The sequence below is a fragment of the Methylocaldum sp. GT1BB genome (genome assembly GCF_051027545.1).
Classification (GTDB): domain Bacteria; phylum Pseudomonadota; class Gammaproteobacteria; order Methylococcales; family Methylococcaceae; genus Methylocaldum.
The window spans coordinates 663230-687651 of record NZ_CP194902.1; the positions used below are offsets into that span (position 1 = coordinate 663230).

Consider the following 24422-nt stretch of genomic DNA (forward strand, 5'->3'; position numbering starts at 1 on the left):
AGATCCCATATAAATCATCGACATGAATAACTTAAAGCGTAAAGCCGTTGGGCTGCCCCAACAGTGAAATCCGAAGCTCTTCGGTTCAGCAACCCTGATAAGCATCTGATTTTTCATGGTTATTCATGTTTGGCACGGTTTATTCAATACATCGGTCATGGATATGCAAACCGGCAGATCCAGATAAAACGAATTCAATAAACAAAACAAAAAGGACACAGTTCCATGATCAAGAAAACCGCTTTTTCCCTTTCCAGCCTCGTTGCAGCCGCATGTCTGGCTACCGCAGTGAATGCCGAGACCAATAACGCCTATCCCGGCGCCAATGGCAAACCGTTTCAAGCTTTGCAGGGGCAGGTAAACGATTTGCAGAGCCAGCTGGACCAGGTGAAAGCCTCCCTGCAAGCGCAAATCGACGAGGCAAGTGCCAAGATAGTCATGCTGAGCCAAACAGCCAGTGAACACGAAACCGAGCTGAGCACGCTGAATACTCAACTTAACCTGTTACAAAACCAGTTGGCCACTCTGGAACAGACCAAGCAGGACCGTATCAACGGCGCTTGCGAAGAAGGCTATGCCATCCAGGAGATTCTGTCGGACGGAACCACAATCTGCGCTCGCGACGGCGGCAACGGTTTTAAGTTCGTGAAAGAGACCTTTAACGTCCTGCCCGGCGTATACCTCAATGAGGTCCTGAAATGCCCTGCCTCTCACCCGGTCGTTACAGGCGGCGGCTACTACGAAGGCGGCACGGTCAGCGCCGTTGCCAGCAGGCCCACGCCGGAAGGGGACGGTTGGACGGTGTTCTACAGCGCTGTCGTTCCGGGGGACATTTTGATGATTCATGCGATTTGTACGGTTCAATGAACCATGAATTGATCGCTCCCCGTTTTAAGGCCGGCATTGCCGGCCTTTAACGCTTGACCGATTCTTTACGGCCTGTTTTTTCCAGATACTCCACATAACTCGCACCCGCCCGGCGCAGGAACAACATCTGTTTCTTGAAGTTGCTGCAGTGCCTGCACATCATCAGGTGCAGCCGCACTGCCATTCGCTCTCTCAGACTCAAGTGAACGTCCAATGACTTGGACACCAGCTCACTGACTTCCCGGCAGGAACGCATGTTATTTATCTCCGGTCTGCTGTTTGCCGAACCACCGCGCTTCCAGACATGCCCGCAATCTCATGCGGGCACGATGCAACGTAACCCAATAATTGGTCGAACTGAGGTTAGCTTCCTTACAGATTTCTTCCGGCTCCAATCCGACCAGTTCCCTGAGCATGAATACTTCGGCCTGACGCGCCGGCAGATTCTGCTGGCACCACTCGTAGATACGCCAGAACTCCTCCTGTTCCAGAGCATTTTCAGGATGCGACCAGACCTTGGGCGGTGAGTGCCAACTCCCTTCGGCGTTGAACAAGTGCTCCTCAATGTCCTCGTCCGCCCCAACCCGGTCCGGCTCGAACAAACGGGTTTCTCGTGCGTCACGACGCTGTTGGTCGGCGATCTTGTGCTTCAGGATCCCAATCAGCCAGGTACGCAACGATGAGCGTTCGGCAAAACCGGCATCGGACTGCAAGGCCGCCAGCAAGGTTTCCTGCACCACGTCTTCCGCCAAGTCGGCATCACGCAGATGCAGCAGCGCATAGCGGAACAATATCGGGCGGTGTTGTATCAGCGTGTCATCGGTCAAGGCATGCCCCTTCGGTTTTCTTGTTCGCTTCGGGCCATTGTTCTGGTGCCTTTTCACTTTAACCTTTGCACTTTGCGGGCAACAAGCCGGCTGGAATTTCTCGATGCGCGCCTCGCAAGGAAACGTATATTTCACGCACTTTTGAACTCTTCGGCCAAATCAGTCGTAAGGTTCGGCCCCGGCCAGCGACTAAGAGCCTATCCCAGTAGGAACAAAAGCGTGATGAGCGACCTCTAATGCCGAAATTTCGAGTCAAGAGGGGCTCTTATGGGACTGGTGACGAAAGATGATGGCTGGCGCATTCCGGATGAGCTGTGGGAACGGATGGAACCGCTCTTGCCGCCGCGTAAACCGCATCCGCTCGGGTGCCATAACCCGCGGGTGCCGGACCGACAGGCGATGAATGCGATCTTGTTTGTGCTCCGGACCGGGTGTCAGTGGAATGCGCTGAACGCCACCGGGATTTGCTCCAGCAGTTCGGCCCATCGCCGCTTTGTCGAGTGGACCGAAGCCGGGGTGTTCCAGGCGTTCTGGCGCGAAGGACTGCTGACTTATGATGCGTTGAAGGGCTTGGACTGGTCGTGGTTGGCCATGGATGGGGCCATGACGAAAGCGCCGTTGGCGGGTTCAAAAAAACGGGACCGAATCCGACCGACCGGGGCAAACAAGGTGCGAAGCGAAGCCTGTTAACCGATGGCGCGGGCCTGCCGCTGAGTGTGGTGATTGCCGGCGCCAATCGGCACGACCTGAAGCTGGCGCGGTCCACCTTGGCGGCCATCGGCGTCCCGCGCCCTGTACCCACGCCGGAGCAGCCGCAAGGCTTGTGCCTGGACAAAGGCTATGACTATGACGAGGTGAGGGACTTGGCCAAGGCCTTTCAGTTTACCGCTCACATTCGAGCGCGCGGTGAGGAGGCCGAAGCGATCAAGAAGGAAGCCGGTTTCAAGGCGCGGCGCTGGGTGGTCGAACGGACCCACAGCTGGCTCAACCGATTCCGCCGGATTTTGATCCGCTGGGAAAAACGAACCGACACCTATCTTGCCATGCTGCACTTGGCCTGCGGCATCATTACTTGGCGGGCAACGGGTCTACTGGGATAGGCTCTAAGGGACAAACTTTCAATTGTAAGAGGACTCGATCTATGACGAGGCACTTGCTTTTCCTATTCGGCCTTAGCATGGCGCTGGCCTTCCGAATTGGGTATGCGGCCGAACCGGACTGGAGCAACTACGGCCAGATTCTCGCGCGACACCTCAGCGAGCGCACCGTCGCCGGAACTCGTTTGGCATGGCTGAATTACACCGGGTTGAAAAGCGATCCGGCGTTCACGCTGGCGATCGCACAAATCGCTGCCTTTCCCGTGGACAATCTCAAGTCCCGCGAGGAAAAGCTGGCCTTCTACATCAACGCTTACAACATTCTGGCCATCAAGACCGTGCTGGATCACTGGCCGGTTGAGAGCATCAAGGATGTCGGCAATCTCCTCAATCCGGTGTGGAAGCGCCCGGTCGGCAATGTGGGCGGCAATGCCCTGAGCCTCGACGAGATCGAGAACGACATCCTGCGCAGACTGGGCGAGCCGCGCATCCACATGGCCATCGTCTGCGCCTCGAAAAGCTGCCCCGATTTACATCCGGAACCCTATACCGCGGCAAAGCTGAATATGCAGCTCGACTCCGCCAGCGCCAGCTATTTGAATAATCCCACCAAGGGCCTGCGGGTAGAGGGAACGGCGGTAAGGGTATCAAAAATCTTCGACTGGTTCGGCGAGGATTTCGAACAGAAGGGCGGCGTCGAGGCATTCATCCGGACTTATCGCCCGGACTTGCCGCAAGGCTTGGAAATCAAGGCCAATCTGCCCTATGACTGGACGCTGAACGGCGAATGACGCCCAAACAGCGGAGTTGAGATCATTGTCCAGCAGCGCGAAAACGAGAACGCTGCGGAGAGGGTCCGTGTCAGAGTCTCGAGTGTCATCAGTGTTCTCTTTGATTGAAACGACATGGAATGGATTCATCTGTTCTGTCGAACGCCCCCTGCCTCAGCATTTATTTGGCCACGACGGCAGACATCACAAGTCTCCGGCAAACAGCAGTTCGCCCCAATAGTGCCGGATCAGTCCAGCCAGTCGGCTACCGACCATCTTTCACTATATCGGTATAAACATTAGAGCATTTTCATACCTACTGTACGGGCACTCGCGAGTAGGTCGGGAATCCCTCCCAATCGCAAACGGTCGCTTTAGCCGCGACCCCTCCAATCGCAAACGGTCATCCGGGGAAGGGGCTGGCCGGCGCTCCCGGCTAGGCCGTTTGCGATTGGAAGGGTCATCCCAGCGCTCCTGGGATGACCGTTTGCGATTGGAGCGCCGAAGCCGCCCTTCCCGAGGTGCAGTTGGGCCAACGAGTTCGTCGGCAAAGGATTGCCGACCTACTCCACTGTTGGCCTCGAACAGTACAGGTTCTCGGTCCAGAAAAACTGGCCGATGTTCTCCCTTCCCGCAACACACCGGGAATTCCTGGACCAAGCCGCTGTGCCTCGCTGTGGCTCCCATTCGCAGGAAGCCCTCTAGCGTAGCGCCCCTCTCGAACGCCGGGTTGGGTGTTTCTTGCGGCGTTCGTGCACCGCTAACACCCGGTGGGAGCAGGCGGAAGGTCCGCATGATGGCCCTTGTAAGGGTGTCCGTTTTCAACCAAATACTTGAAGGATGCGAGTGACTGCGCCCCCATTCTTCGCATTCTGGCAAGCATAGCTGGCTCAAGGAGCGTTCCAATTAGACCGCCCTTCAGCTCAATTTCGGCTTCCGACACCAGCAAAGCCTGTTGCGCGCCGTCCGGATGTACCGACCAAACATTGCTTGCTCGCTTAACGAACGGTATTCCAAACCCTTCGTACTTGAAGGCCCGCCCTTCGTCCCATGCGATCCAACGCTCCTTGATCGTTAACTTTCCCGCCAATTCGCAGGTGCGCTCCGCGCCAACACCGCGGGCGACCGGTCCATCACATGTGGCACGGAGTACAGGCTCTGACCATAGCTGTATGTCCTCCAAAGCTGCGAGCCTCTCCCACACGACCGAGGCAGGAGCGTTGATGCATACAGAAGTGGACAGCTTAATCATGTAACCTCCTTTTGCGATCGGGAATGGTTGACGACCAATGCCTGAATTCACCGGACCTGCGCCGCTTTTCGCGCAGGTCCGGTGAAATGATGGGTCGGGCGTCATTTCAGATGGATAGCCCAGATTAACAAAAATTCGGCAGAAGACGCGCCATTACTTTGGGGATCGATTGCAAGTGAACTTCGTTACTCTTTCCTAAAGCGCTTGCAGCCATGCGCTGTATGATCTTTGGGAAATCGCGGTCGGCCTGAAAGGCCAACAGAGGAAGGATGACCGGTGCAAGCAACCTGTTCTTCGGCATCAATTCCCACCACACCATGACTTGCGAACCGGCGTCCGATGGTGTGATTTTCCATCCGCCGCACATTGTTTTTGCCGGGAATGGAAAATCCGGAGCTTCTGAAAGAAAGCGCACGGCGAAACTGTGGCCGGGATTGAACTCAGTACATTCCTCGGACCATCGTTTGCCCGCGTGATCTTCACAAGATCGGACAGCCCCGACAGCAGGTGCTTTTCCTTCCAGGACAACGGAGCGCTTCAATGACGGCATGTACTTCTTGATGTCGCCAATATTGCCCACAATCGGCCACATTTGTGCAACGGGTACATTGGTTTCAACGATAATGCAATGGCGATAATCGCCATTTTTTCCTGTCCTGTGAGCCCGGCCAACGGCCCAAAGCTGCCAAGCGCCGAAGACAAATACCGCGCCAGCGACGGCAAGAACAAGAATAATGCCCAGAGGTGAAAACAGCTTAGGAAAGGCAAGCAACAAAACGATGGAGCCTACTACCCACGAGAAATCGGCGGCACTTGCATAAAGCGCGCGCCACGTTGCGATCCTCTGACGCGTTGCCTGATGGATCAGGTCGGCAGCAAAGATGACCAAGACGATGCTGACTACTTGAAGCACAGCTGGCGCATGTATCCCAAGCCACTCGCCCACCAGCGCTGGGCGAAGGAGCATGAGCAGCGCGGAGGAAAGTGAAAAGACGGCGTTCGCCGCCAAAGCCAAACGAAGCGGTAAAACGGCATGCATTTAATATCTCCTTTCGACGAATGACCAAGGGATGGATTCTTGGCCCCAACTTTCGATGTAGTGGGCTTTGTGCTCCTGCTCCCATGAGCTGGCGACCGGCGCTGTGATTGACAATCGCTTGCACGTTGCAAGTATCTGCATTTGGCTTGTGACGTGCAAGCGTTTTGCGTACGCTCGATTCATGAGAGAAAAAGCGCCTGCCGGGCGGCGTTCGGGCTGCCCGATCAACATCCTGCTCGAAGCTGTGGGAGACACCTGGTCGCTGCTGATCGTGCGTGATCTGATGTTCTTCGGACGCAAGACCTACAACGAGTTTCCGAACGCGGGTGAAAAAATTGCAACCAATATCCTGTCGGATAGGCTGCAACGACTCGAATCCTCCGGGATCGTCGCGAAGCAGCGCGATCCCTCCGATGCCAGGCGATACCTCTACTGCCTGACGGAGAAAGGCACGGACCTCGCCCCGGTCGCAATGCCGTTACGTTAAGGCGTCATTCCGGCAGGGATTGCTCGCCCCTTCCCTGGGGCTCGTCCTTCGGACCGTGCTTAGCACGTCCAAATTCGCTCCTTGCGAATTTGTGCCGGAATCCAGAGCACAGGGAAGTGACACGCCTCTGCCATCCATGGCTTCTGGACCCCGGCATTCCAATCGCAAACGGGCCTTTAGTCGGCCCCTTCCCTGCCGGGGTGACGTCCTTCGCCTTAACTCAACGGCATTGACCCCGGTCGGGGTCATTCGCGAAATGACGGAGAACCGGGAGGGTTTCATCGCCAAGGTGCGCGAACGGTGGATGCATGGCGCACCGCCGTGACGAATCGACATCACCCCCGCATCCCGCTCACATAGGCCGCCGTTAGATCATGCGCCGGAGCCTCGAAGATCTGTCGGCACTGGCCGAATTCGACGAGAGTCCCGACCCGCTCCCGCAACCAGAAGAAAGCGGCGTAGTTGGCGATTCGTTTTGCCTGAGCCAGGTTGTGGGTAACGATGACCACGGTATAGCGTCCCCTCAACTGGGCGATCATATCTTCTACAATGCCGGAAGCGATGGGATCGAGGGCGCTGCAGGGCTCGTCCATGAGCAGCACGGAAGGCGCGAGAGCGAGCGCACGGGCGATGCACAGGCGCTGCTGCTGACCGCCGGACAGAGCCAAGGCCGGCTTGTCGAGCCGATCCTTGACCTCGGCCCACAGGCCCACATCGGTGAGCACCCGTTCCAGCGTTTCGTCCAGATCGGCGCGCTTTTTCATGCCGTGTTCACGCAGCGGCATCTCGATGTTGCGGCGGATGGACAGCGGAAAGGGATTCGGTTTCTGGAAGATCATACCCACCTCCCGGCGCAGCGCCGACACATCTAGGCGGGGGGCGAGTATATCCTGGCCGCCGATACGGATGCCGCCCTCGACTCGGCAGCCCGGAATCATGTCGGTCAGCCGGTTGAGCGCAGACAGAAAACTCGTCTTCCCGCACCCGGATGGACCGATCAACGCTGTGATACAGCCCTTGTAGATATCCAGCGTTACATCCTTCAGGGCTGGGTGATCGCCGTAGCTTACGGAGAGACTCGTCACCCGGATCAGGGGCTCGGGCACGCAGCAGGGCGGACCGGATTGCAATGGGCCAACGGTATAAGCACCGGCATTTATATTGGGCGAACAGCCGCTGTGTCGGTCGAGAGTTTGCGTCATGGAGCTATGATCCTTCGGTTTAGCCAACGTTCCGCCAGATACAAGGCCGTGCCGTTGATCAGGATGAGCAGGCCGATCAACACCAGCGCTGAGGCGTAGGCATTGCCGTCGCCGCCGGCGACGTTCATCGACAGGTCGTAAATATGGACGGACAGCGCGCGGCCGGAATCGAGGAGCGAGGACGGCATACGATCCACATAGCCGCTGGTGAAAATCAGCGCCGCCGTTTCCGCCATCGCTCGGCCGACGCCCAGCAGCAGTCCGGCCACGAGGCCCGATGACGCCGCCGGCAGCAGGATATGGCGAAGCGCCGCGGTGCGCGACAATCCGAGCGCGGCACTGCCCAGCCGCCAATCGTCGGGCACGGCGCGTAAGGCTCCTTCCGCGGTGCGGATGAGGATGGGCAGCACCATACAGGCGAGGGTCAGGCCGCCGGACAGGATGGAAAAGCCCAGCCCCAGAAAGACGCTGAAGAAAGCATTGCCGAACAGCCCGAAAACGATGGAAGGCACCCCGGCGAGCACATCCAGGCTCAGGCCGACGAGTCGCCCGAACCGACTGCGGGGACGAAGAAATTCCGTCAGCAGCACCGCCGTCGCCAGTCCCAGCGGCACCGCGGCGGCGACGGCCACGCCCAGGATCAGCAGCGTGGAAACCAGGATAGGGCCGATACCCCCGGTCCTGCCGGCGTTCAGCGGCGATGACGACAGGAAAGCCCAGGACAGCCGCTCGGCACCATGCCATAGCAAATCGCCCACCAGCCACAGGAAAGCGCCCGCCACCAGAAGCGCCGAACCCCAGACGGCCAAGGTCATCAGCGGCTCCAGTGTCCGGCTGCGAGCCATTGCGAACCTGCCCGCTTCAGACATGTGAACGCGCTCCGCCCAAGCGCAACGCGGCAACCGCCAGCAGGATGATCATCCCAGTCAGAACCAACCCGGACACGAAAAGTCCCGCACGGTGCTCGCCGGTGGCATAAGCCATCTCCAGAGCGATATTGGCGGTCAGCGTACGCACCGGGTCGAACAGGCTATGAGGGGTTTGCACCACATTGCCGGCAACCATCAGTACGGCCATGGTTTCGCCGAGGGCACGCCCGGCCGCCAGCAGCAGACCCGCGATAATGCCGCTCCGCGCCGCCGGCAGCACCACGCGAAGAACCGTTCCCGAACGCGATATCCCCAACGCCGCCGCGCCGTGCAGGTAAGCCTTGGGCACCGCCGCCAGCGCGGCATCGGCGGTAAGGGCCATAGTGGGCAAGATCATCAGTGTCAGAATGAGGATGCCCGCCAAAAGGCTGGCCCCCGGCGGTTGCCAGCGGGCGATCAGCGGCACCATCACGGTCAAGCCCCAGAGCCCGAACACGACGGAGGGAATGCCGGCGAGCAAGGCCACCATTCGCCGATAAGGGCGGGCGGCGGATGGCGGGGCGTAAAACCGGCAGAACAGTGCCGAGGCCACACCCAAGCCCCCCGCCAGCACCAGCGCCCCGGCGCTGGACGCCAATGTCGCCCAGAGCATGGGGGCGAGGCCGAACAGCCCTTCGGAAGGATGCCAGGCCGCATCGGTGAAAAAGCGCAGCCAACCGATCCGCTTGAGTACCGGCCAGGATTCGTGCAGCAGAAACAGCACGATCAGCACCAGAACCGCGGCTGCCAGTCCGGCCGCGACCGAGAGCCACCCGGCGAGGCGCGCGTCAGTGCGCGAGGGGGACGAAATACTGTGCTTCGACCAAATCATGAACACGTTCCGAGCGGCTGAAGTCGATGAACTGCCGGACCAGCCCTTCAGATTCGGCCTTGGTCACCAAATTCAAAGGCCGGGCCAGCGGAAACCGGCCATTGCGCACATTCTCCACCGATGCATCGACCCCGGCCATGAGCAGCAACTTGATGGGCACGCCCTGAGAGGCCTCGTATTCGGCGGTGCCGATCGAAACGTAGCCGATGGCACTCGTGTTGCCGGCGACGGTCTTGATGCCCTGCTGGTTTTCGCCGATGACCACGTGGGCCTTGATGTCGCCGCTCTTGAGCTGAAAGTGATGCAGGAACAACTCCAGAGTCGAGCGGCCTTCGGCCTTGTTGACCACGGTAATGGGCCGGTCGGCCCCGCCCACGGCACGCCAGCGGGTAATCTTGCCGGTGTAGATGTCGACGATCTGCGGGTCGGTCAGGGTCTGCACCGGATTGTCCTTATGCACGATGAGAGTGATGCCGTCCAGCGCGATGGTGAAGCTTTTGAGGTCCTGCTCGTCGGGCTTGAGCGCCCGCGACACCAGGCCGATATCGGCCAGCCCCGAGCGGGCATCGGCGATGCCCCGCGACGAACCGCCCGACTGCACATCCACTCGAACGCCGGGATTTTCCCGCTCGAAGCGCTTGCCGATCTCCGCCGCCAAGGGCGCGACGGTGCTGGAGCCGGTCAACACCAGCTTCCGCTCGGCCGCCTGCGGAATCGAGGCCGTTGTCGCGACGAGCAGCATGACGGAGAGAGCGCTCAGGTAGCGATTCAAGGATAGGAGCGGCATAAGTGTCGGGTCCTGTGAAAAGGATGTAATCACAAACTTACCGCATCATCGACTTGTCCGATGAAGCGCGGCAAGGGGAATCAGGTTCGTGGCAAGCGCACGAACTTCTTTCTGCGATAGGAGTTTCCGCCGCAGCGGTTCTCGTGAGCTTGCTGTTTACGCGTGACATTTAGTCGAGACAAATTCCACTTCCTTACAAGCTGTTCGATCAGCAAACGCCTCCATCCGCAGCCGTTTCGGCCAGCACCACTTGGCCGCCGCAGAATCATGCATTCATGGCACACTACTGCCGGATTGCACTCACCGGCTAGCACGTGACCGGAGTTCTCTTAGGCTTGGAATGTTTGCCTTCATAAGAATGTCCGTTTTCGACCAAATACTTGAAAGCGGCGAGCGACTTCGGCGCCATCGCCTTTCCGGAGCGACACAATATTCTCCGGCAGGCGTACCGATTGTCCTTCCGCGAGGCGTTGTACGCCAGCGCCGCGAGCCGGTTGTCGCCGTAATCGGCTTGGGTTTACGCAGGAAAACAACGGCCGAACGCCAACAGCAGCCCCGGTGGTCCCTTGAACCGAATTTTTCGACGAATCAGCGCCCAGGCGAGGTACTTCTCCTTTGCCAGGAATTTAAGCCAAGTGCGGCTATCGGCCTTCAGCTGAAAATCCGGACGGCCGCTATGCCCTTCCAGCACCTGGAGTTTTTCGTCACGAATGATGATAGTGGCCTCGATTTTCTCGCCGCCAGTGAAAGTAAAGTGATAGGTGGCGTTGAGGCCTTTTGATTTCCCTCTTTGGAATACATTAGGAAGTCCCTTCAGGAAGGCCGGCACCGAGGTTGGCCTTAGGCTGTTGTTGGCGCGTTTGGCGGTTTTATGCGGAAAACGGCGGGCCACATGGCCTTCCGCATCGGAGCCGGCTATGACGTAGACGGTTTCCTGCTTGTCCTGCAAGGGGCGCACAACGTCTTTGACAAAGCCCTTCCGGTCATTGAGAAACGGTCCGATGACGTCATCGCCCGCCGGACACACCGCCAGACAATAGGCAGCCTTGTAATTCGCCCCGAAAGAAAGGCTTTGCCACATGGAAACGGACTCGGCATCAGAGACTTTCTGTCGGTAACTTCTGGCGTTTGCGCTCGAGGCGATGGCCTCGACCCAGTCGGTGAATCCGCCCATGAACTCCCGATAGTTGTGGGTGTAACAGGCCGAAAAGTCGAAATGCCCGTCGGCTCCGATCGCACCCACGGGACAGGCGGCAACGCAGAGCTTGCATTCGAGGCAGGGGTTGTAGTCAATGGGATGCGACTCCTCGTCGATCTCGGCATCCAGAATGATCGTGCCGAGAAGAACGAAGTTGCCGAACCGGGGATGGATGACATTGCGATGGATACCCATGCGCCCAAGACCTGCCGCCTCGGCTACCGGCTTGTGCGACACCACCCACATCTTGCCGGGCCAGCGATCCGCCTCCATCGGAAATCCCATCGCACCATTGATCGCACGGATGCCTTTTTGCTCCAAAACCCTGACCATTCGCCGGGCGACCTCGTTGATCTCGTCGCCCGTATTGTGGAACTCCAGATTGGCGACGGAACGGGCAGGACTGCGGATGTTCTCCCGGTTCATGCGGCAGACGAAGCTCAAGAGGGTCTTTGCCCACGGGAAGACGCGCAGGATGTCCGCTCGCTGTGCGTCGAGCTCGGACCGGCCAATCCCGATGCAACCGGCGTCGTCCGCGCCGGCTTCCAAAGCCAGTTGGCGTAACCAAGATGCTTCCAGTACTCGCCCGCCAATCGCCTCTTCCGCTGCTGGATCGGTCTCGCGGAAATGCCTGACGGTGGGGTGTTCATCGAGATTCATCATGTATATCTCCTTTTAGTGTATATACACGTAAATGACGAAAAAAATTATTGCGCCTGTGATGCCTCAATCAAGTCCGACAGGCTTCTCATCAGGATTTGCAATCGGTCTTCGCCCATAGCCTCCCTGATTCTGGACTGTGCCTGTTCCCACAGAGGATACGCTTTAAGCAGCACGACCCGTCCTTCGTCGGTAATCGTCACCATCCGGGTGCGGCGATCTTCGCCGGAGGCGACATCAATAAGCCCTTGATTCTCAAGAAGCTCCAGATTACGGCTCAAAGTCGTTCGGTCCATGACGGCGTTCTCGGCAAGCTGGGTCACCGTGATGGGTCCGCTCATATGGACGGCGACCAGAAGCGAATACTGCGTACCCCGGATGCCGGCCGGGCGCAGCATCTCGTCGTAAAGCTGACTCACCGCACGGGTCGCCTTACGGAGATTGAAGCCGGTGCAATCCATACAGCACCGGTAATCCGGCATTTCACTCGAGGGGGCACATGCTTGGGACAAGTTCGGGATACCTACAATTTAAACGAAAGACATTAAGGAGTATATACACGTAATATAGCGTGTCAACAATCACCCGCGCTCTGCCGTCGCGGCTTGGCGGTGATTTTCCGGTCGTTGAGACGGCCATGCGGGGCTATCGAAATATTCATCCTCCGGACGTCGCGAGCCGGTTCTGGAATGCACGGTTCCGTGCACGTAAGGGTTTGCGAAGAAGCTAAGAGTTTTCCGATTCGGCGTGACGGAGCCTGATGTGTAGGTCGGCAACCCTTTGCCGACGTACCGGCTCGGCAAGGGATTGCCGACCTACGCTCTTCCTGCCCGACACGAATCCGTACACCGTAATGAAAACGCCCTATTTGGCCATCACCCCCGCCGCCAGGCATGATACCGCTCCACCCATCGAAGCAGCGCTTCCGGCGCATGCGCGCGTTTCCAGACACCGGCGGCGTATTTATTGGCTTCGGCCAGAGTCGGGTAGATGTGAATGGTGGCGAGTAATTTGTTAAGTCCCAGCCCGTGTTTCATGGCCAGGATGAACTCGGCGATCAGGTCGCCGGCATGTTCGCCGACGAGGGTAACGCCGAGTATCCTGTCCTTGCCCGGTACGGTGAGCACCTTGACGAAACCGTGCGCTTCGCCGTCCGTAATGGCGCGGTCCAGATCGTCGAGGCCATAGCGGCTGATTTCATAAGGAATGCCCCGTTCCTTGGCTTCCTGTTCGTTAAGGCCTACCCGCGCCACTTCCGGATCGGTAAAGGTTGCCCAAGGAATGACCCGGTAATCGGCCCGGAATTTCCTGAAATCGCCGAAGAGCGCGTTGACCGCCGCGTACCAGGCCTGATGGGAAGCCGTATGCGTGAACTGGAACGGCCCGGCCACATCTCCGCAGGCGTAGATATTTGGATAAAGCGTCTGAAGAAACTCGTCGGTTTCGACGGTGCGCGCTTTCGTCGTTTCGATGCCGAGTTCTTCCAGCCCGTAGCCCTTAGTGTTGGCGACGCGGCCGACAGCCACCAGTATTTGGTCGAAGACTATCCGTATCTCTTGCCCCTGGTGTTCGACGATCAGGATTTTCTCGCCGTTCTCGACGATGATCCGTTTGGCTTGATGCTCCAACCGAAGGTCTACGCCCTCGTCGCGGAAACGCCGCGCAATGATTTCGGAGACTTCCGGATCCTCCCGGATCAGCAGTCGGGACAACATCTCCACCTGAGTAACCCGACTGCCGAATCGGACGAACGCCTGCGCCAGCTCACAACCGATCGGACCACCACCGAGGACGACCAGACGCTTCGGCAATTCGCGGATATCCCAGACGTTGTCCGAAGTGAGATAGCCCACCTCCTCCAATCCGTGGATAGGCGGCACGAAAGGCCTCGCACCGGCAGCGATGACGATGGCGCGGGTGCTGAGCGTGCGAGTGCCCGCTTCCGTGCGAACCTCCACCGACCAGGGCGAGACAATCCTCGCTTCGCCCTCGATCACTTCAACGCCCAATTCGGTGTACCGTTCCGCCGAATCGTGCGGCGCCACAGTCCGGACCACCTTTTGCACCCGTTCCATCGCATCGGCGAAATCGAACTCCGCAGAGGCCCTCCGGATGCCGAACTCGGGTGCCCGACCGATCTGGCTCAGCAGTTTCGCCGTGCGTATCAGGGCTTTCGAAGGGACACAGCCGGTGTTGAGGCAATCTCCGCCCATGCGGTGTTTCTCGATCAGCGTCACCTTTGCCTTCACGGCGGCCGCGATATAGGCGGTGACCAGACCTGCAGAACCCGCACCGATCACCACCAGGTTACGGTCGAAGCGTTTGGGTTTTTCCCAGGGCTCATATACCTTGCGGGCCTTGATCGTATCCACCAGCCTGCGGGCCAGCAGCGGGAACAGCCCCAATAGGGCGAATGACAAAAGCAGGCCGGGCGAGAGGATGTCCGACAGGGATTCGATCTTGGCCAACTGCGTGCCGGCATTCACGTAAACCAGGGTTCCAGGCAACATGCCCACTTGGCTCACCCAATAAAATGTGCGAGTGGGTATGGCGGTCAGGCCCATTAGAAGATTGATGACGAAGAACGGAAACGCCGGCACCAGCCGCAAGGTAAACAGGTAAAAAGCGCCGTCACGGACGATGCCGGAATCGATGGCTTTCAGACGCTCGCCGAACCGGGCTTTGACCGCGTCGCGAAACAAAAAGCGGGATGCGAGAAAGGCCAAGGTTGCCCCGATGGTCGAAGCGAAAGATACAATCACCGTGCCCCACAGCAGACCGAAGACGGCGCCGCCGGCCAGAGTCAGCACCGCCGCGCCGGGCAGGGACAGCCCCGTGACCGCTACATAGAGGAGGCCGTAAATCGTGATGGCGAGGAAAGGATGGGCGGTTCGATAAGCGGCGATGGCTTCCTGCTGGGCTTTCAACGTCTCCAAAGTGAAAAAGCGTTGCAGGTCGAAGGCGAAAAAAGCCCAAGCAAGCGACAGGAGGACGATGACAAGACCGATACGGTAAGGGTTCATGACGGATTTCCCTAAAGGCAATGGTCGAATAATGCTATTAATTGGTCGGACAATGAGATAGAAAACTTACAGCCGCACCGGGATGATTTTCTTCGCGACGCTGTAAGATTTCGTCTCGGCAGGCGACTAATGATTTAAATTTTCCACTTCCCGACGGAGTCTAAGCCGCGCATGCATGCAATATTGCCCTTGGTACGATCCAGCAATTTTCCCGTCATCGTCCGCGGAGAGCTGGACACGGTGCAAGTGAACCTGGGTTACCGCTGCAATCAGACCTGCCTGCATTGCCACGTCAATGCCGGACCGAAACGCAAGGAGATGATGGACAGGGAAACCGTGGACCAGGTGCTCGATCTGCTGCGGCGGGCCGGAGTCGCCACCTTGGATTTGACCGGAGGCGCCCCTGAGATGAACCCGCATTTCCGCCATCTGGTGGAGAGCGCGCGGGACTTAGGTCTACAAGTGATCGACCGCTGCAACCTCACCATTCTGGAAGAACCCGGTTACGAGAGCCTCGCCGATTTTCTGGCCGCGCAAAAGGTGGAAATCACGGCTTCCCTCCCCTGTTACCTCGAAGATAACGTGGACCGGCAACGCGGCAACGGGGTATTCGAAGCGAGCCTTCGCGCCTTGAAAAGGCTCAACGGACTCGGCTACGGCCGACCCGGCACGGGGTTGATCCTGAACCTGGTCTACAACCCCCAGGGGCCGACATTGCCGCCGGCCCAGGAGGAACTGGAAGCCGCCTACCATCGAGAGCTGAAGGCCCGCTACGACCTCGTCTTCAACCGGCTTTATGCCCTCGCCAACATGCCCATCCAGCGCTTCGGCAGCACCCTGGTGTCGAAAGGCCAGTTCGAACCCTACATGCGCTTGCTGAAAAGCGCCCATCGCGATGAAAACCTGGAAGGCATCATGTGCCGCAGCCTGATCAGCATCGATTGGCAAGGTTACGTCCACGACTGCGATTTCAACCAGATGCTGGGCTTGCCGCTGGGCGGGCGACAGCGTCATATCACGGAAATCGATGCAACCGCATTGCAAGGCCAGGCCATCGCCACGGCCGATCATTGCTATGGCTGCACCGCCGGCTGCGGCAGCTCCTGCGGTGGCGCATTGAACACGTAGAAAGAGAACAGTGAATCTGGAGAGCCCATGATGTTTGTAGAAGAGTCGGTACGAGAACGCTATTCCGAAGGTGCTCGCGAGAGGCAGGCAGCCTTGTGTTGCCCGGTGGATTACGACCGCGAGCTATTGAAATTGCTGCCTCGGGAAATCATCGACAAGGATTACGGCTGCGGGGATCCCTCCCGCTATGTACGTGAAGGTGATACCGTGCTCGACCTGGGCTCGGGCGGCGGCAAGATTTGTTATATGGCGGCACAAGTGGTCGGCCCTCAAGGGCTGATCATCGGCGTCGACATGAACGACGACATGCTGGCCCTGGCTCGCAAATACCAGTCGGAAATGGCCGAGAAACTGGGCGGCGACCGGGTGCGTTTCCACAAGGGTTATATCCAGGATTTGGCCTTGGACGTCGCCGCAATGGAACGCTATCTGGCCGAGCGGCCGATCACCGACGCGGCGTCCCTGGCGGCGCTGAAATCCTGGCAGGCCAGGCAGCGCAAAACCCAGCCGCTGATTGCCGACGCTTCGGTGGATTTGGTCATTTCCAACTGCGTGCTGAACCTGGTGGGCGATGACGAAAAAACGCAACTGGTGCGGGAAATTTTCCGGGTGCTCAAACCGGGCGGACGGGTTGCCATCTCCGACATCGTCGCCGACGAGCCCGTGCCCCAACATCTGAAGGACGATCCCGCGCTGTGGAGCGGCTGCATCTCCGGCGCCTTCGAGGAACGGGAGTTCGTCCGAGCCTTCGAGCAAGCCGGCTTCGGCGCCGTGTGTCTGGACAAATGGGAAGCCGAACCCTGGCAGGTGCTCGAGAACATCGAATTCCGCGCCGTCACCCTGGTCGCCGTCAAAGGCTACGGCCGGGAATGCCTGGACCGGGGCCATGCGGTGATCTATCGCGGCCCTTACGCGGAAGTGCGCGACGAGGAGGGCCATATCTTCCCGCGCGGCGAGCGCATTGCCGTATGCGAGCGAACCTTCCGCACCCTCACCGAAGGCCCTTATCAGAAGCACTTCATCGGCATCGAACCAAAGATTCTCGCCGAACCGGTGGCTTGGTGCGCGCCACCGGGAACCCGCCGTCCGGCAGCGGAAACCAAGGGCGGGCGACAAATCGCCGAATGCGGCGGGGAAAAATGCTGCTGAAGTTGAGCTGAGACCATAATTTTCCCAGGGACGATCTTCAGACTGCGACGACTCGCGGACTGAAGATCGCGCCCACCGCCACATACCGAAAACCTGAAGCAATCGTAGGTCGGCAATCCCTTGCCGACCTACTTCGGGCGCTACACCAAACCGGAAAATGGTCTAAACCCTGACTCCACCGTTACACACAGAAAACCGGAAGCCCTATGAGCTTTGTCGACACCCCCGAGAACTACAGCTATGCCTGGTACCTGCGCCCGGTATTAGCCCTGATGCGCCGGCGTTTGCGGGTTCTGCCGGAACCTGTGCGCCTGTGGGCACGCCTGCCGCTGGCGTTCGTCGGCTTTCAGTTGATGAATTTGGCCCTGGAACGTAAATCTTCACCCTTGAGCGGTGCGCTGCGCGCCCTGATCCGCACTCGCATCGCCCAGCTCAACTCATGCCATTTCTGCATCGATCTCAACGCCTCCCATGCTCTTGACCGGGGCGTATCGCCAGAGCAATTGCACGATCTGATCGGGTTTAGGGATTCGCCTCGATTCAGCGAGGCGGAAAGAGCCGCTCTAGCCTACGTGGAGGCCATCACGGGCACCGGAATCGAGATAGATCAGGATTTGATCGACCGATTACGGCAAGCCTTCGGCGACGATGGCATCGTGGAACTGGCGGCGCTCGCCGCGCATCAGAACCTGTCCGCCAAGTTCAACGCGGCCCTCGGAGTACCGGCCCAAGGCTTTTGTATGACCGCTCACGGAATTGCTGCGCCGGATCGGTGAACGACTCTTCCTCGGCAAGATTTCGGCCAGAGGGGCGTCGTCCAAGACGACGAGAAAGAAGAATCAGTTCATGTAGCTTGAACGTTTGCTCAGTCGGCAGGTGAAGTCTCGGCTCTAGTAGACGTAGGCAATACCGGCGAGTCGGAGGACGCGACGAGCAGACACACGTTTAGAATCAGTTGCCGGATGTCACCTAGAAAGTTGCCCTGCCCGCTCTTTGGGACGGAAAGGCTCGAAAAATCAGAGCAGTAGTTTCAATCTCCGCCACAGCCCATGGGAGACCGGGAAACGAAGCGCTGGATAGAGTCAACGGAATCTGTGGCAACTACCCGATTGGCCGATCTTGACGGCCAGAGCGCTGGAGGCTCGCGGCGGCTGCACAGCGCAAGGGCTTTCCAACATGCCGCTGGCAGATATGAATACCCCCGGCATTTTCGAGCAATGTCACGATTTGGTCACGTGACAATGCTCGGAGTGGCTGGGGGACCTGGATTCGAACCAGGGTTTACGGAGTCAGAGTCCGTTGCAACGTGACGCAAGGACACGAAAAACAACCAAATACAAACACTTACAATTCAAAGCATCACAAAAAGCCGTAAAACGTTATAACTGCGTTGACACTCGGTTGACACATAGCCAGTTAAGGCAACACTTGATCATAAAGAAAGCTTGGGATATCCGCCCCTTTTTCGGATTCCCCTCAAAATCCCATCAAACAATGAAAAGCCGACACCTTCTCGCCCTGCCCTGTGCGCGGCTTTTTTGCGTCTAAACTAAATCGCATTGGCGTTGAAGCAAGCACCCAAGCGGGAGCTTTAGGCCACGAGTCTCGGTTGCCACTACATTGTTTCCGAATGATGCAAAAAGGAACCTATTTTTTAGCTTTTTTGCTAGTAATGATTTGCCCGTTAAGCTCACATGCCGGTGGAGCTTTTGGCAACTGGTCAGAGAGCTTTCAGGTCCACGGATTTCTCGAACAAGGTTTTGTAGCCACATCCGGAAATCAGTTTTACGGCAACAGTAGGCACGGAAGCTTCGACTTGACGCAGGTCGGATTAAATGCGGCGGCGCGTCCCTTCAATAATGTCCGCTTCGCGGTCCAAGGCCTATATCGCCGAGCTGGCGAGCAAATTCCCGAAGAGCTACGGCTCGATTACGGTCTTATGGACGTCACGGCGCTCGATCATCCCGGCTTTCGATCCGGAGTTCGCCTGGGGCGAGTCAAATTACCGCTGGGTTTGTATAACGAATCACGGGATGCTCCTTTTACTCGACCTTCCATATTTCTGCCCCAAAGTCTTTACTTCGACCGTACTCGAAATGTCGGCATGGCGACCGATGGCGCCCAGTTTTACACGGACTTCAGTTCCCCTTTCGGCAATTTTTCATTCAAGGCAAATCTTGGAGCATCCATACCGGATAATAGCCTTGAATTTAATGTATTCGGGGGCAGCAACCGTCCAGGAAAGTTTATCGGAGATTTTTCGGCGGCAACTCAGCTGGCGTATGACTATTCGGGTGGGCTAATCCGGGTCGTATTTAGCGCTGCGTGGTTAATCAGCGATTATGATAAGCAATCGGATCCGATAATCGATTCGGGTGAATTTGAATATCAACCCTACGGTTTAGGCATCCAGTACAACGGCGAGTCGCTATCGCTTGCTTCTGAATATTCAATTCGCAACATACGCTTTGAGAACTTCGGGCGATTTCTCCCAGATAATGAATACAACGGTGAAGGGTATTACTTTCAGGCGGGTTATAAGATCAACCACTATATCGAATTGATCGGGCGTTACGATGTATTTTATACAGACGTCAGTGATCGCTATGGGAAAAAGTACGAAGTGCGTACCGGCATTCCTGGCTCCTTTTTCTTTGCCAAAGATTGGATGGCGGGACTTCGATTCAACATAATCGATAACTTTATGATTCGTGCCGAATATCATCGGGTCCATGGTGCGGGCTGGGTATCTCTTGCCGAGAACCGGAACGTCAGAGAACTCGAACGTGATTGGGATTTGTTTGCAATCGAGGCTGCTTATCAGTTTTAAGCCGTATGGCCCCCAATTTGCCCGAGTCGGTGGGTTACGCTGCGCTAACCCACCCTTACGATTAATGTTCGCTTGAATGTCGAACGAAGGAACGCTTCCATGGGCCGATGGCGTCGACATGCGTTTTCACCAATTCGGGGCCTGGCTCGGTTGTCTGCTCAGTCGGGATCTCGTCCGTGTTCAGCCTTGAGTGTCTTGCTGAATACCGACGCGCCGTAAAGATCCTTTAGATCCACCGTCAACTCGTGGGTCTTGCGGTTGATGTTGACCTCGCCGAAGAACTGCAAGCCCGCGTAGGGCGAGAGGTTGGCCTGACCCGCCGGCGGCGCCTTGGCGAACACGACCTGCGGCCCGAAGGTGCCGTCGGTGGTATTGGGACCGAAGGAACCGGCGTTGAGCGGGCCGGCGACGAATTCCCAGAACGGCGAGAAGTCCTTGAATTGCGCCTCCGAGGGATCGTAGAAATGCGCGGCGGCATAATGGACGTCGGCGGTCAGCCACACGATGTTCTTGATTCGCTCGTGCTTGATGAAGCGTAAGAGGCGGGCGATTTCCAGCTCGCGGCCGACGGCGGGGCCGTTGTCGCCGTTGGCGATGGCTTCCCAGCGGGGCTGGCCGTTCGCATCGACGCCGTCGCCGATGTTGAGGCCGATGGGCATGTCGGCGGAAATGACTTTCCAGGTGGCCCGCGATTTCTTCAGTTCCTTTTTCAGCCACTTCAACTGCGCTTCGCCCAGAAACGCCGTTTCCGGTCCCTCCTGCGTCTGCAAGTTGGCCGTGTTCGGGCCCCGGTAGCTGCGCATATCGATGACGAACACGTCCAGCAGCGGGCCGTAGGAAATCTTGCGGTAGAGACGCTCGGACTCTTCCGCCGTATGCGGGCGCAGGGGCGCATATTCGTGGAAAGCGCGCGTGGCGTGAGCGATCAGCACCGGAATCTCCTTGAGCGTGTAGCGGGGATCGTTGGCCAGGTCCTTGGCATCGGACCAGTTGTTGACCACTTCATGGTCGTCCCATTGCCAGATCTGCGGCACTTCGGCGTTGAAGCGGCGGAGGTTGGCGTCCAGCAGGTTGTACTTGTAGCGGCCCCGGAACTCGTCCAGGGTTTCGGCGACCTTGGAGACTTCGGGCGTTACGAGGTTAGTCCAGATCTGGCCGTTTTCGGCCGGTTTGCTCGCTTCGATGGGACCGTCGGAGTAGACGCTGTCGCCGCTCTGAATGAAGAACTGCGGCTTCACTTGACGCATGGCTTCATAGATCCTCATGCCGCCGAACGCCTCGTTGATGCCCCAGCCCTGTCCCGCGGTATCGCCGCCCCACACGAAGCGTATGTCTTCGTGCTTGCCCACGGTGTGGAAACGACCGATGACCGGCTCGCTCTTGTTGCGGGCGTTGGTCAGATCCTCGAACCAGACCTTCACGTAGACGTCCTTTCCGGACGGCAGCCCGACCAGGTCCTGACGCGCGGTGAAGTCGGAGACTTCGAGCGCATGAGGACCGCGGATGACCTTGGAATCCGTGAATTGTTCGTTGAACGCGTATTCCACCCACATACGGGCCGGGCGGTCGCAGCGGCTCCACACGATGGCGCGTCCCTCGCCGACATCGCCGAACTGGATGCCCTGTTCCATTTGCGGCAGATCGTGAAGAAGCCGGAGCGGGTCACTCGGGCGAAATAGGGGAAGACGGCCTCCGTCCGCTGTGATTTGACCGACGGGGATTCGAATGCGGTCGGGCGCTCCTGGGACTTGAATGGTAGCGCCTGCGATTTCACCGCCGGCGGAAAGCTGAATGTCGCCGCCCTCCGCCAAGACTTGAGCGGACATGCTCAAGGCCAACAGGAGCGCGGACGCGGCAGCTTTGCCGATGGGAGACAGAATATTGCGTGTTTGTCGATCGAAGGCCTGCATGGAACACCTCATGGAGTTTCTGGAGGCCCGGATTCTATAAATCGCTTCGGGTCAGCCTGATGACGGTTCGATGACCGATTCATGACCTTTACAGGTTCGGCTCACCTGGAAGTCTTCGATGCGCTGAGCTTCGTTTTCGTCGTATCCCTGTCACTAGTTCGTCACTTGTGCTGCGTAGTATTCCGGCGGCTCCACAACCAACACCAGGGAGTTTCTATGAAGCCGTCGAACTTTTTCCGCGTTTTTTCATTGACTCTTGCCGCCTTGATGGCGACGACGCTGGCCCGCGATGCCGCCGCGCTTTCGGTCACCCGCGGCCCTTATTTGCAGATGGGCACATCTAGCGGGCTCATCGTGCGCTGGCGCTCGGACGTGGCCTCGAACAGCCGGGTGCGCGTCGGCACCAGCCCTACGAACTTGACGCTCACCTTCGATGATGCCGCGTCGACCACCGAGCACAGCGTGCAGGTGAGTGGACTCAATCCGCAGACCAAGTACTATTACTCGATCGGCTCCACCACGCAGACACTCTCGGGCGGCGACAGCAATACCTATTTCCACACCGCGCCGACCACGGGCACACAGCAGCCGACGCGCATCTGGGTGATCGGCGATGCCGGCACCGGCACTTCCGGCCAGGCCGCCGTGTACAACGCCTATCGCAACTTCACCGGCACCAATCCCACCCATTTGTGGCTGCAACTCGGCGACAATGCCTACAGCAGCGGTACCGATGCCGAATATCAATCGAAGATGTTCAACATGTATCCGGACATGCTACGGCAGTCCGTGACCTGGTCGACGCTGGGCAACCACGACGGCGCCTCGGCCGATTCGGGCACCGAGACTGGCCCCTATTACGACATCTTCTCGCTGCCGCGCAATGGCGAAGCGGGCGGTGTGGCATCGGGTACGGAGGCGTATTACTCCTTCGACTACGGCAACATCCACTTCATCGTGCTCGATTCCCACGATTCGAGCCGCGCCGTGGGCAGCCCGATGTTGAACTGGCTGGAAGCCGATCTGCAGGCTTCCACCGCCGACTGGAATATCGCCTTCTGGCATCACCCGCCCTACTCCAAGGGTTCGCATAATTCCGACACCGAGACCCAGTTGGTCGAAATGCGCCAGAACGTATTGCCGATACTGGAGAGCTATGGCATCGACCTGGTACTGACCGGCCACAGCCATTCCTATGAACGCTCGAAGTTCATCGACGGCCATTACGGCTCGTCCTCGACCTTCAGCGACGCAAGCCACGTCGTGCAGTCCGGCAGCGGCCGCATCGACGGCACCGGGGCCTACACCAAATCGGGCGTCGGCGCATCGCACGCAGGCGCGGTCTACGCGGTGGCGGGCAGCTCGGGTAAAACAAGCGGCGGCACGCTCAATCATCCGGCCATGTACATCTCGCTGAACGAACTGGGCTCGATGGTGCTGGATGTGAACGGTTTGACGCTCGACGCCAAATTCCTCAACAACAACGGCACGGTGCGCGACTACTTCACCATGACCAAGGGCGGAACACCGCCGCCGCAGTTGGCCAACGTGAGCGGCGTGGTGTGGCAGGACGTGGACGCGGACGGCATTCGCGAAACGGGCGAGAGCTTCCTGCAAGGCATCGAGGTGCGGCTCTATACCGATACCAATACGCTGGTCGCCACCCAGTCCACCAACACGAGCGGAGCCTACCAGTTCGACAGTGTTGCGGCCGGCAGCTACTACGTGCGGTTCATTCCAGGGACGCGCACCCTCTCGCCGCAGGATCAGGGCGGGAACGACAGCATCGACAGCGATGCGAGTCCGCTCGATGGCAAGACCGCCGTGTTCAGCGCGGTTGCGGGCAGCAGCGTCGCCAACGTGGACGCCGGCATGTACACGGCCGGCGGCGCGCCGCAAACGGTACAGTTGCAGGACGGCCTAAACGCTTACGCCGGCACGCAAGACACCTATGTCGCAAGCGGCAAGGCCACCACCAACTACGGCAATGCCACGACCGTACTCGCCGATGGCGCCGACGGCACCAACGGCCGCCTCATCGGTTTGATGAAGTGGAATGTTTCATCAATCCCGGCAATGGCCACCGTGACCAATGCCACCGTCACGCTGCGGGTTTCCAACCTCAGCAACGGCACCTACAACCTGTATGCGGTGAACACGGCCTGGACCGAAGGCGGCGCCACCTGGAACAGCGTCGATCCGCTGAACAATCAGGGCGTACTGATCGGCTCCTTCCAGCCCTCGGCGACCGGCACCCACACCATCCAGCTCAACGGCGCCGGCATCTCGCTGGTACAGGGCTGGGTCAACGGAGCGGCCGCGAACAACGGCCTCATGATCGTGGACGGCGGCACCAGCGACGGCGTCGATCTGCGTTCGTCCGAGTACGGTACGCAGTCGCAACGACCGAAACTCACTGTCACCTATCAATAAACTTCCGACGCCGGGCACCCGTG

At 58.6% G+C, this 24422-nt stretch carries 20 protein-coding genes and 1 pseudogene; 9 read left to right on the plus strand and 12 right to left on the minus strand.

What is annotated here, in order from left to right; all coding sequences use genetic code 11:
* Window positions 1-225: 225 nt before the first annotated feature.
* Window positions 226-867 carry a hypothetical protein gene (locus ACR2TX_RS04200; RefSeq protein ID WP_077730237.1) on the plus strand — a complete coding sequence of 214 codons (642 nt, stop codon included), beginning with the start codon at window positions 226-228 and terminating at the stop codon, window positions 865-867.
* Window positions 868-913: 46 nt separating this feature from the next.
* Here ACR2TX_RS04200 and ACR2TX_RS04205 read toward each other — a convergent pair whose 3' ends face one another.
* Window positions 914-1123 carry a zf-HC2 domain-containing protein gene (locus tag ACR2TX_RS04205; protein WP_133717466.1) on the minus strand — a complete coding sequence of 70 codons (210 nt, stop codon included), beginning with the start codon at window positions 1121-1123 and terminating at the stop codon, window positions 914-916.
* A gap of 1 nt (window position 1124) precedes the next feature.
* Entirely contained in the window at window positions 1125-1694 is a 570-nt protein-coding gene (locus tag ACR2TX_RS04210) for a sigma-70 family RNA polymerase sigma factor (protein ID WP_168175405.1), read from the minus strand.
* 324 nt (window positions 1695-2018) lie between these two features.
* Between ACR2TX_RS04210 and ACR2TX_RS04215 the strand changes: the two are divergent.
* Both ACR2TX_RS04215 and ACR2TX_RS04220 read left to right on the plus strand, forming a co-directional pair.
* Window positions 2019-2794 (plus strand): annotated as a pseudogene (locus ACR2TX_RS04215) (IS5 family transposase).
* Window positions 2795-2835: 41 nt separating this feature from the next.
* Window positions 2836-3582 (plus strand): DUF547 domain-containing protein, encoded by a 747-nt coding sequence (locus ACR2TX_RS04220; RefSeq protein ID WP_434131287.1) that lies wholly within the window; start codon window positions 2836-2838, stop codon window positions 3580-3582.
* A gap of 739 nt (window positions 3583-4321) precedes the next feature.
* Here the strand turns inward: ACR2TX_RS04220 and ACR2TX_RS04225 are convergent.
* On the minus strand, window positions 4322-4813 hold the full coding sequence (locus tag ACR2TX_RS04225) for an SRPBCC family protein (RefSeq protein WP_168175404.1): 492 nt from the start codon (window positions 4811-4813) through the stop codon (window positions 4322-4324).
* A gap of 124 nt (window positions 4814-4937) precedes the next feature.
* Entirely contained in the window at window positions 4938-5852 is a 915-nt protein-coding gene (locus ACR2TX_RS04230) for an SRPBCC family protein (protein ID WP_347258817.1), read from the minus strand.
* Window positions 5853-6033: 181 nt separating this feature from the next.
* Between ACR2TX_RS04230 and ACR2TX_RS04235 the strand changes: the two genes are divergently transcribed.
* Window positions 6034-6339, plus strand: coding sequence for a winged helix-turn-helix transcriptional regulator (locus ACR2TX_RS04235; RefSeq protein ID WP_434110408.1), 306 nt, complete (start codon window positions 6034-6036; stop codon window positions 6337-6339).
* Window positions 6340-6674: 335 nt separating this feature from the next.
* Here ACR2TX_RS04235 and ACR2TX_RS04240 read toward each other — a convergent pair whose 3' ends face one another.
* The 7 genes from ACR2TX_RS04240 to ACR2TX_RS04270 form a co-directional block, all read right to left on the minus strand.
* Window positions 6675-7541, minus strand: coding sequence for a phosphate ABC transporter ATP-binding protein (locus ACR2TX_RS04240; protein WP_434110410.1), 867 nt, complete (start codon window positions 7539-7541; stop codon window positions 6675-6677).
* A complete protein-coding gene (gene pstA / locus ACR2TX_RS04245) occupies window positions 7538-8410 on the minus strand; it encodes a phosphate ABC transporter permease PstA (RefSeq protein WP_434110412.1) in 873 nt (290 codons plus the stop codon). Before pstA ends, ACR2TX_RS04240 begins: the two co-directional genes overlap by 4 nt.
* Complete coding sequence (gene pstC / locus ACR2TX_RS04250; RefSeq protein ID WP_156880118.1) at window positions 8403-9281, minus strand: phosphate ABC transporter permease subunit PstC; 879 nt, start codon at window positions 9279-9281, stop codon at window positions 8403-8405. Before pstC ends, pstA begins: the two co-directional genes overlap by 8 nt.
* Window positions 9238-10023 carry a phosphate ABC transporter substrate-binding protein gene (locus ACR2TX_RS04255; RefSeq protein WP_156880161.1) on the minus strand — a complete coding sequence of 262 codons (786 nt, stop codon included), beginning with the start codon at window positions 10021-10023 and terminating at the stop codon, window positions 9238-9240. Before ACR2TX_RS04255 ends, pstC begins: the two co-directional genes overlap by 44 nt.
* Before the next feature lie 562 nt (window positions 10024-10585).
* Window positions 10586-11929 carry an SCP2 sterol-binding domain-containing protein gene (locus tag ACR2TX_RS04260; protein ID WP_434110416.1) on the minus strand — a complete coding sequence of 448 codons (1344 nt, stop codon included), beginning with the start codon at window positions 11927-11929 and terminating at the stop codon, window positions 10586-10588.
* Window positions 11930-11973: 44 nt separating this feature from the next.
* On the minus strand, window positions 11974-12387 hold the full coding sequence (locus ACR2TX_RS04265; RefSeq protein ID WP_434110418.1) for a MarR family winged helix-turn-helix transcriptional regulator: 414 nt from the start codon (window positions 12385-12387) through the stop codon (window positions 11974-11976).
* 414 nt (window positions 12388-12801) lie between these two features.
* A complete protein-coding gene (locus ACR2TX_RS04270) occupies window positions 12802-14949 on the minus strand; it encodes an FAD-dependent oxidoreductase (RefSeq protein WP_434131289.1) in 2148 nt (715 codons plus the stop codon).
* A 171-nt stretch (window positions 14950-15120) separates the two neighbouring features.
* Between ACR2TX_RS04270 and arsS the strand changes: the two genes are divergently transcribed.
* The 4 genes from arsS to ACR2TX_RS04290 all read left to right on the plus strand — a co-directional run bounded on the left by arsS (window position 15121) and on the right by ACR2TX_RS04290 (window position 20056).
* The gene (gene arsS, locus ACR2TX_RS04275; protein ID WP_434110422.1) at window positions 15121-16077 is read left to right on the plus strand and encodes an arsenosugar biosynthesis radical SAM (seleno)protein ArsS; all 957 of its coding nucleotides are present in this window, start codon (window positions 15121-15123) and stop codon (window positions 16075-16077) included.
* Between the two features lie 30 nt (window positions 16078-16107).
* On the plus strand, window positions 16108-17226 hold the full coding sequence (locus ACR2TX_RS04280) for a methyltransferase domain-containing protein (RefSeq protein WP_434132405.1): 1119 nt from the start codon (window positions 16108-16110) through the stop codon (window positions 17224-17226).
* A gap of 206 nt (window positions 17227-17432) precedes the next feature.
* Window positions 17433-18002, plus strand: coding sequence for a carboxymuconolactone decarboxylase family protein (locus ACR2TX_RS04285; RefSeq protein ID WP_434110426.1), 570 nt, complete (start codon window positions 17433-17435; stop codon window positions 18000-18002).
* Window positions 18003-18856: 854 nt separating this feature from the next.
* A complete protein-coding gene (locus ACR2TX_RS04290; protein ID WP_434131290.1) occupies window positions 18857-20056 on the plus strand; it encodes a hypothetical protein in 1200 nt (399 codons plus the stop codon).
* A gap of 158 nt (window positions 20057-20214) precedes the next feature.
* Here the strand turns inward: ACR2TX_RS04290 and ACR2TX_RS04295 are convergent, their stop codons facing one another.
* Window positions 20215-21687 carry an alkaline phosphatase D family protein gene (locus ACR2TX_RS04295; protein ID WP_434132408.1) on the minus strand — a complete coding sequence of 491 codons (1473 nt, stop codon included), beginning with the start codon at window positions 21685-21687 and terminating at the stop codon, window positions 20215-20217.
* A gap of 495 nt (window positions 21688-22182) precedes the next feature.
* Here ACR2TX_RS04295 and ACR2TX_RS04300 point away from each other — a divergent pair, with 495 nt between their 5' ends.
* A complete protein-coding gene (locus tag ACR2TX_RS04300; RefSeq protein WP_434110432.1) occupies window positions 22183-24399 on the plus strand; it encodes a DNRLRE domain-containing protein in 2217 nt (738 codons plus the stop codon).
* Window positions 24400-24422: the final 23 nt, after the last annotated feature.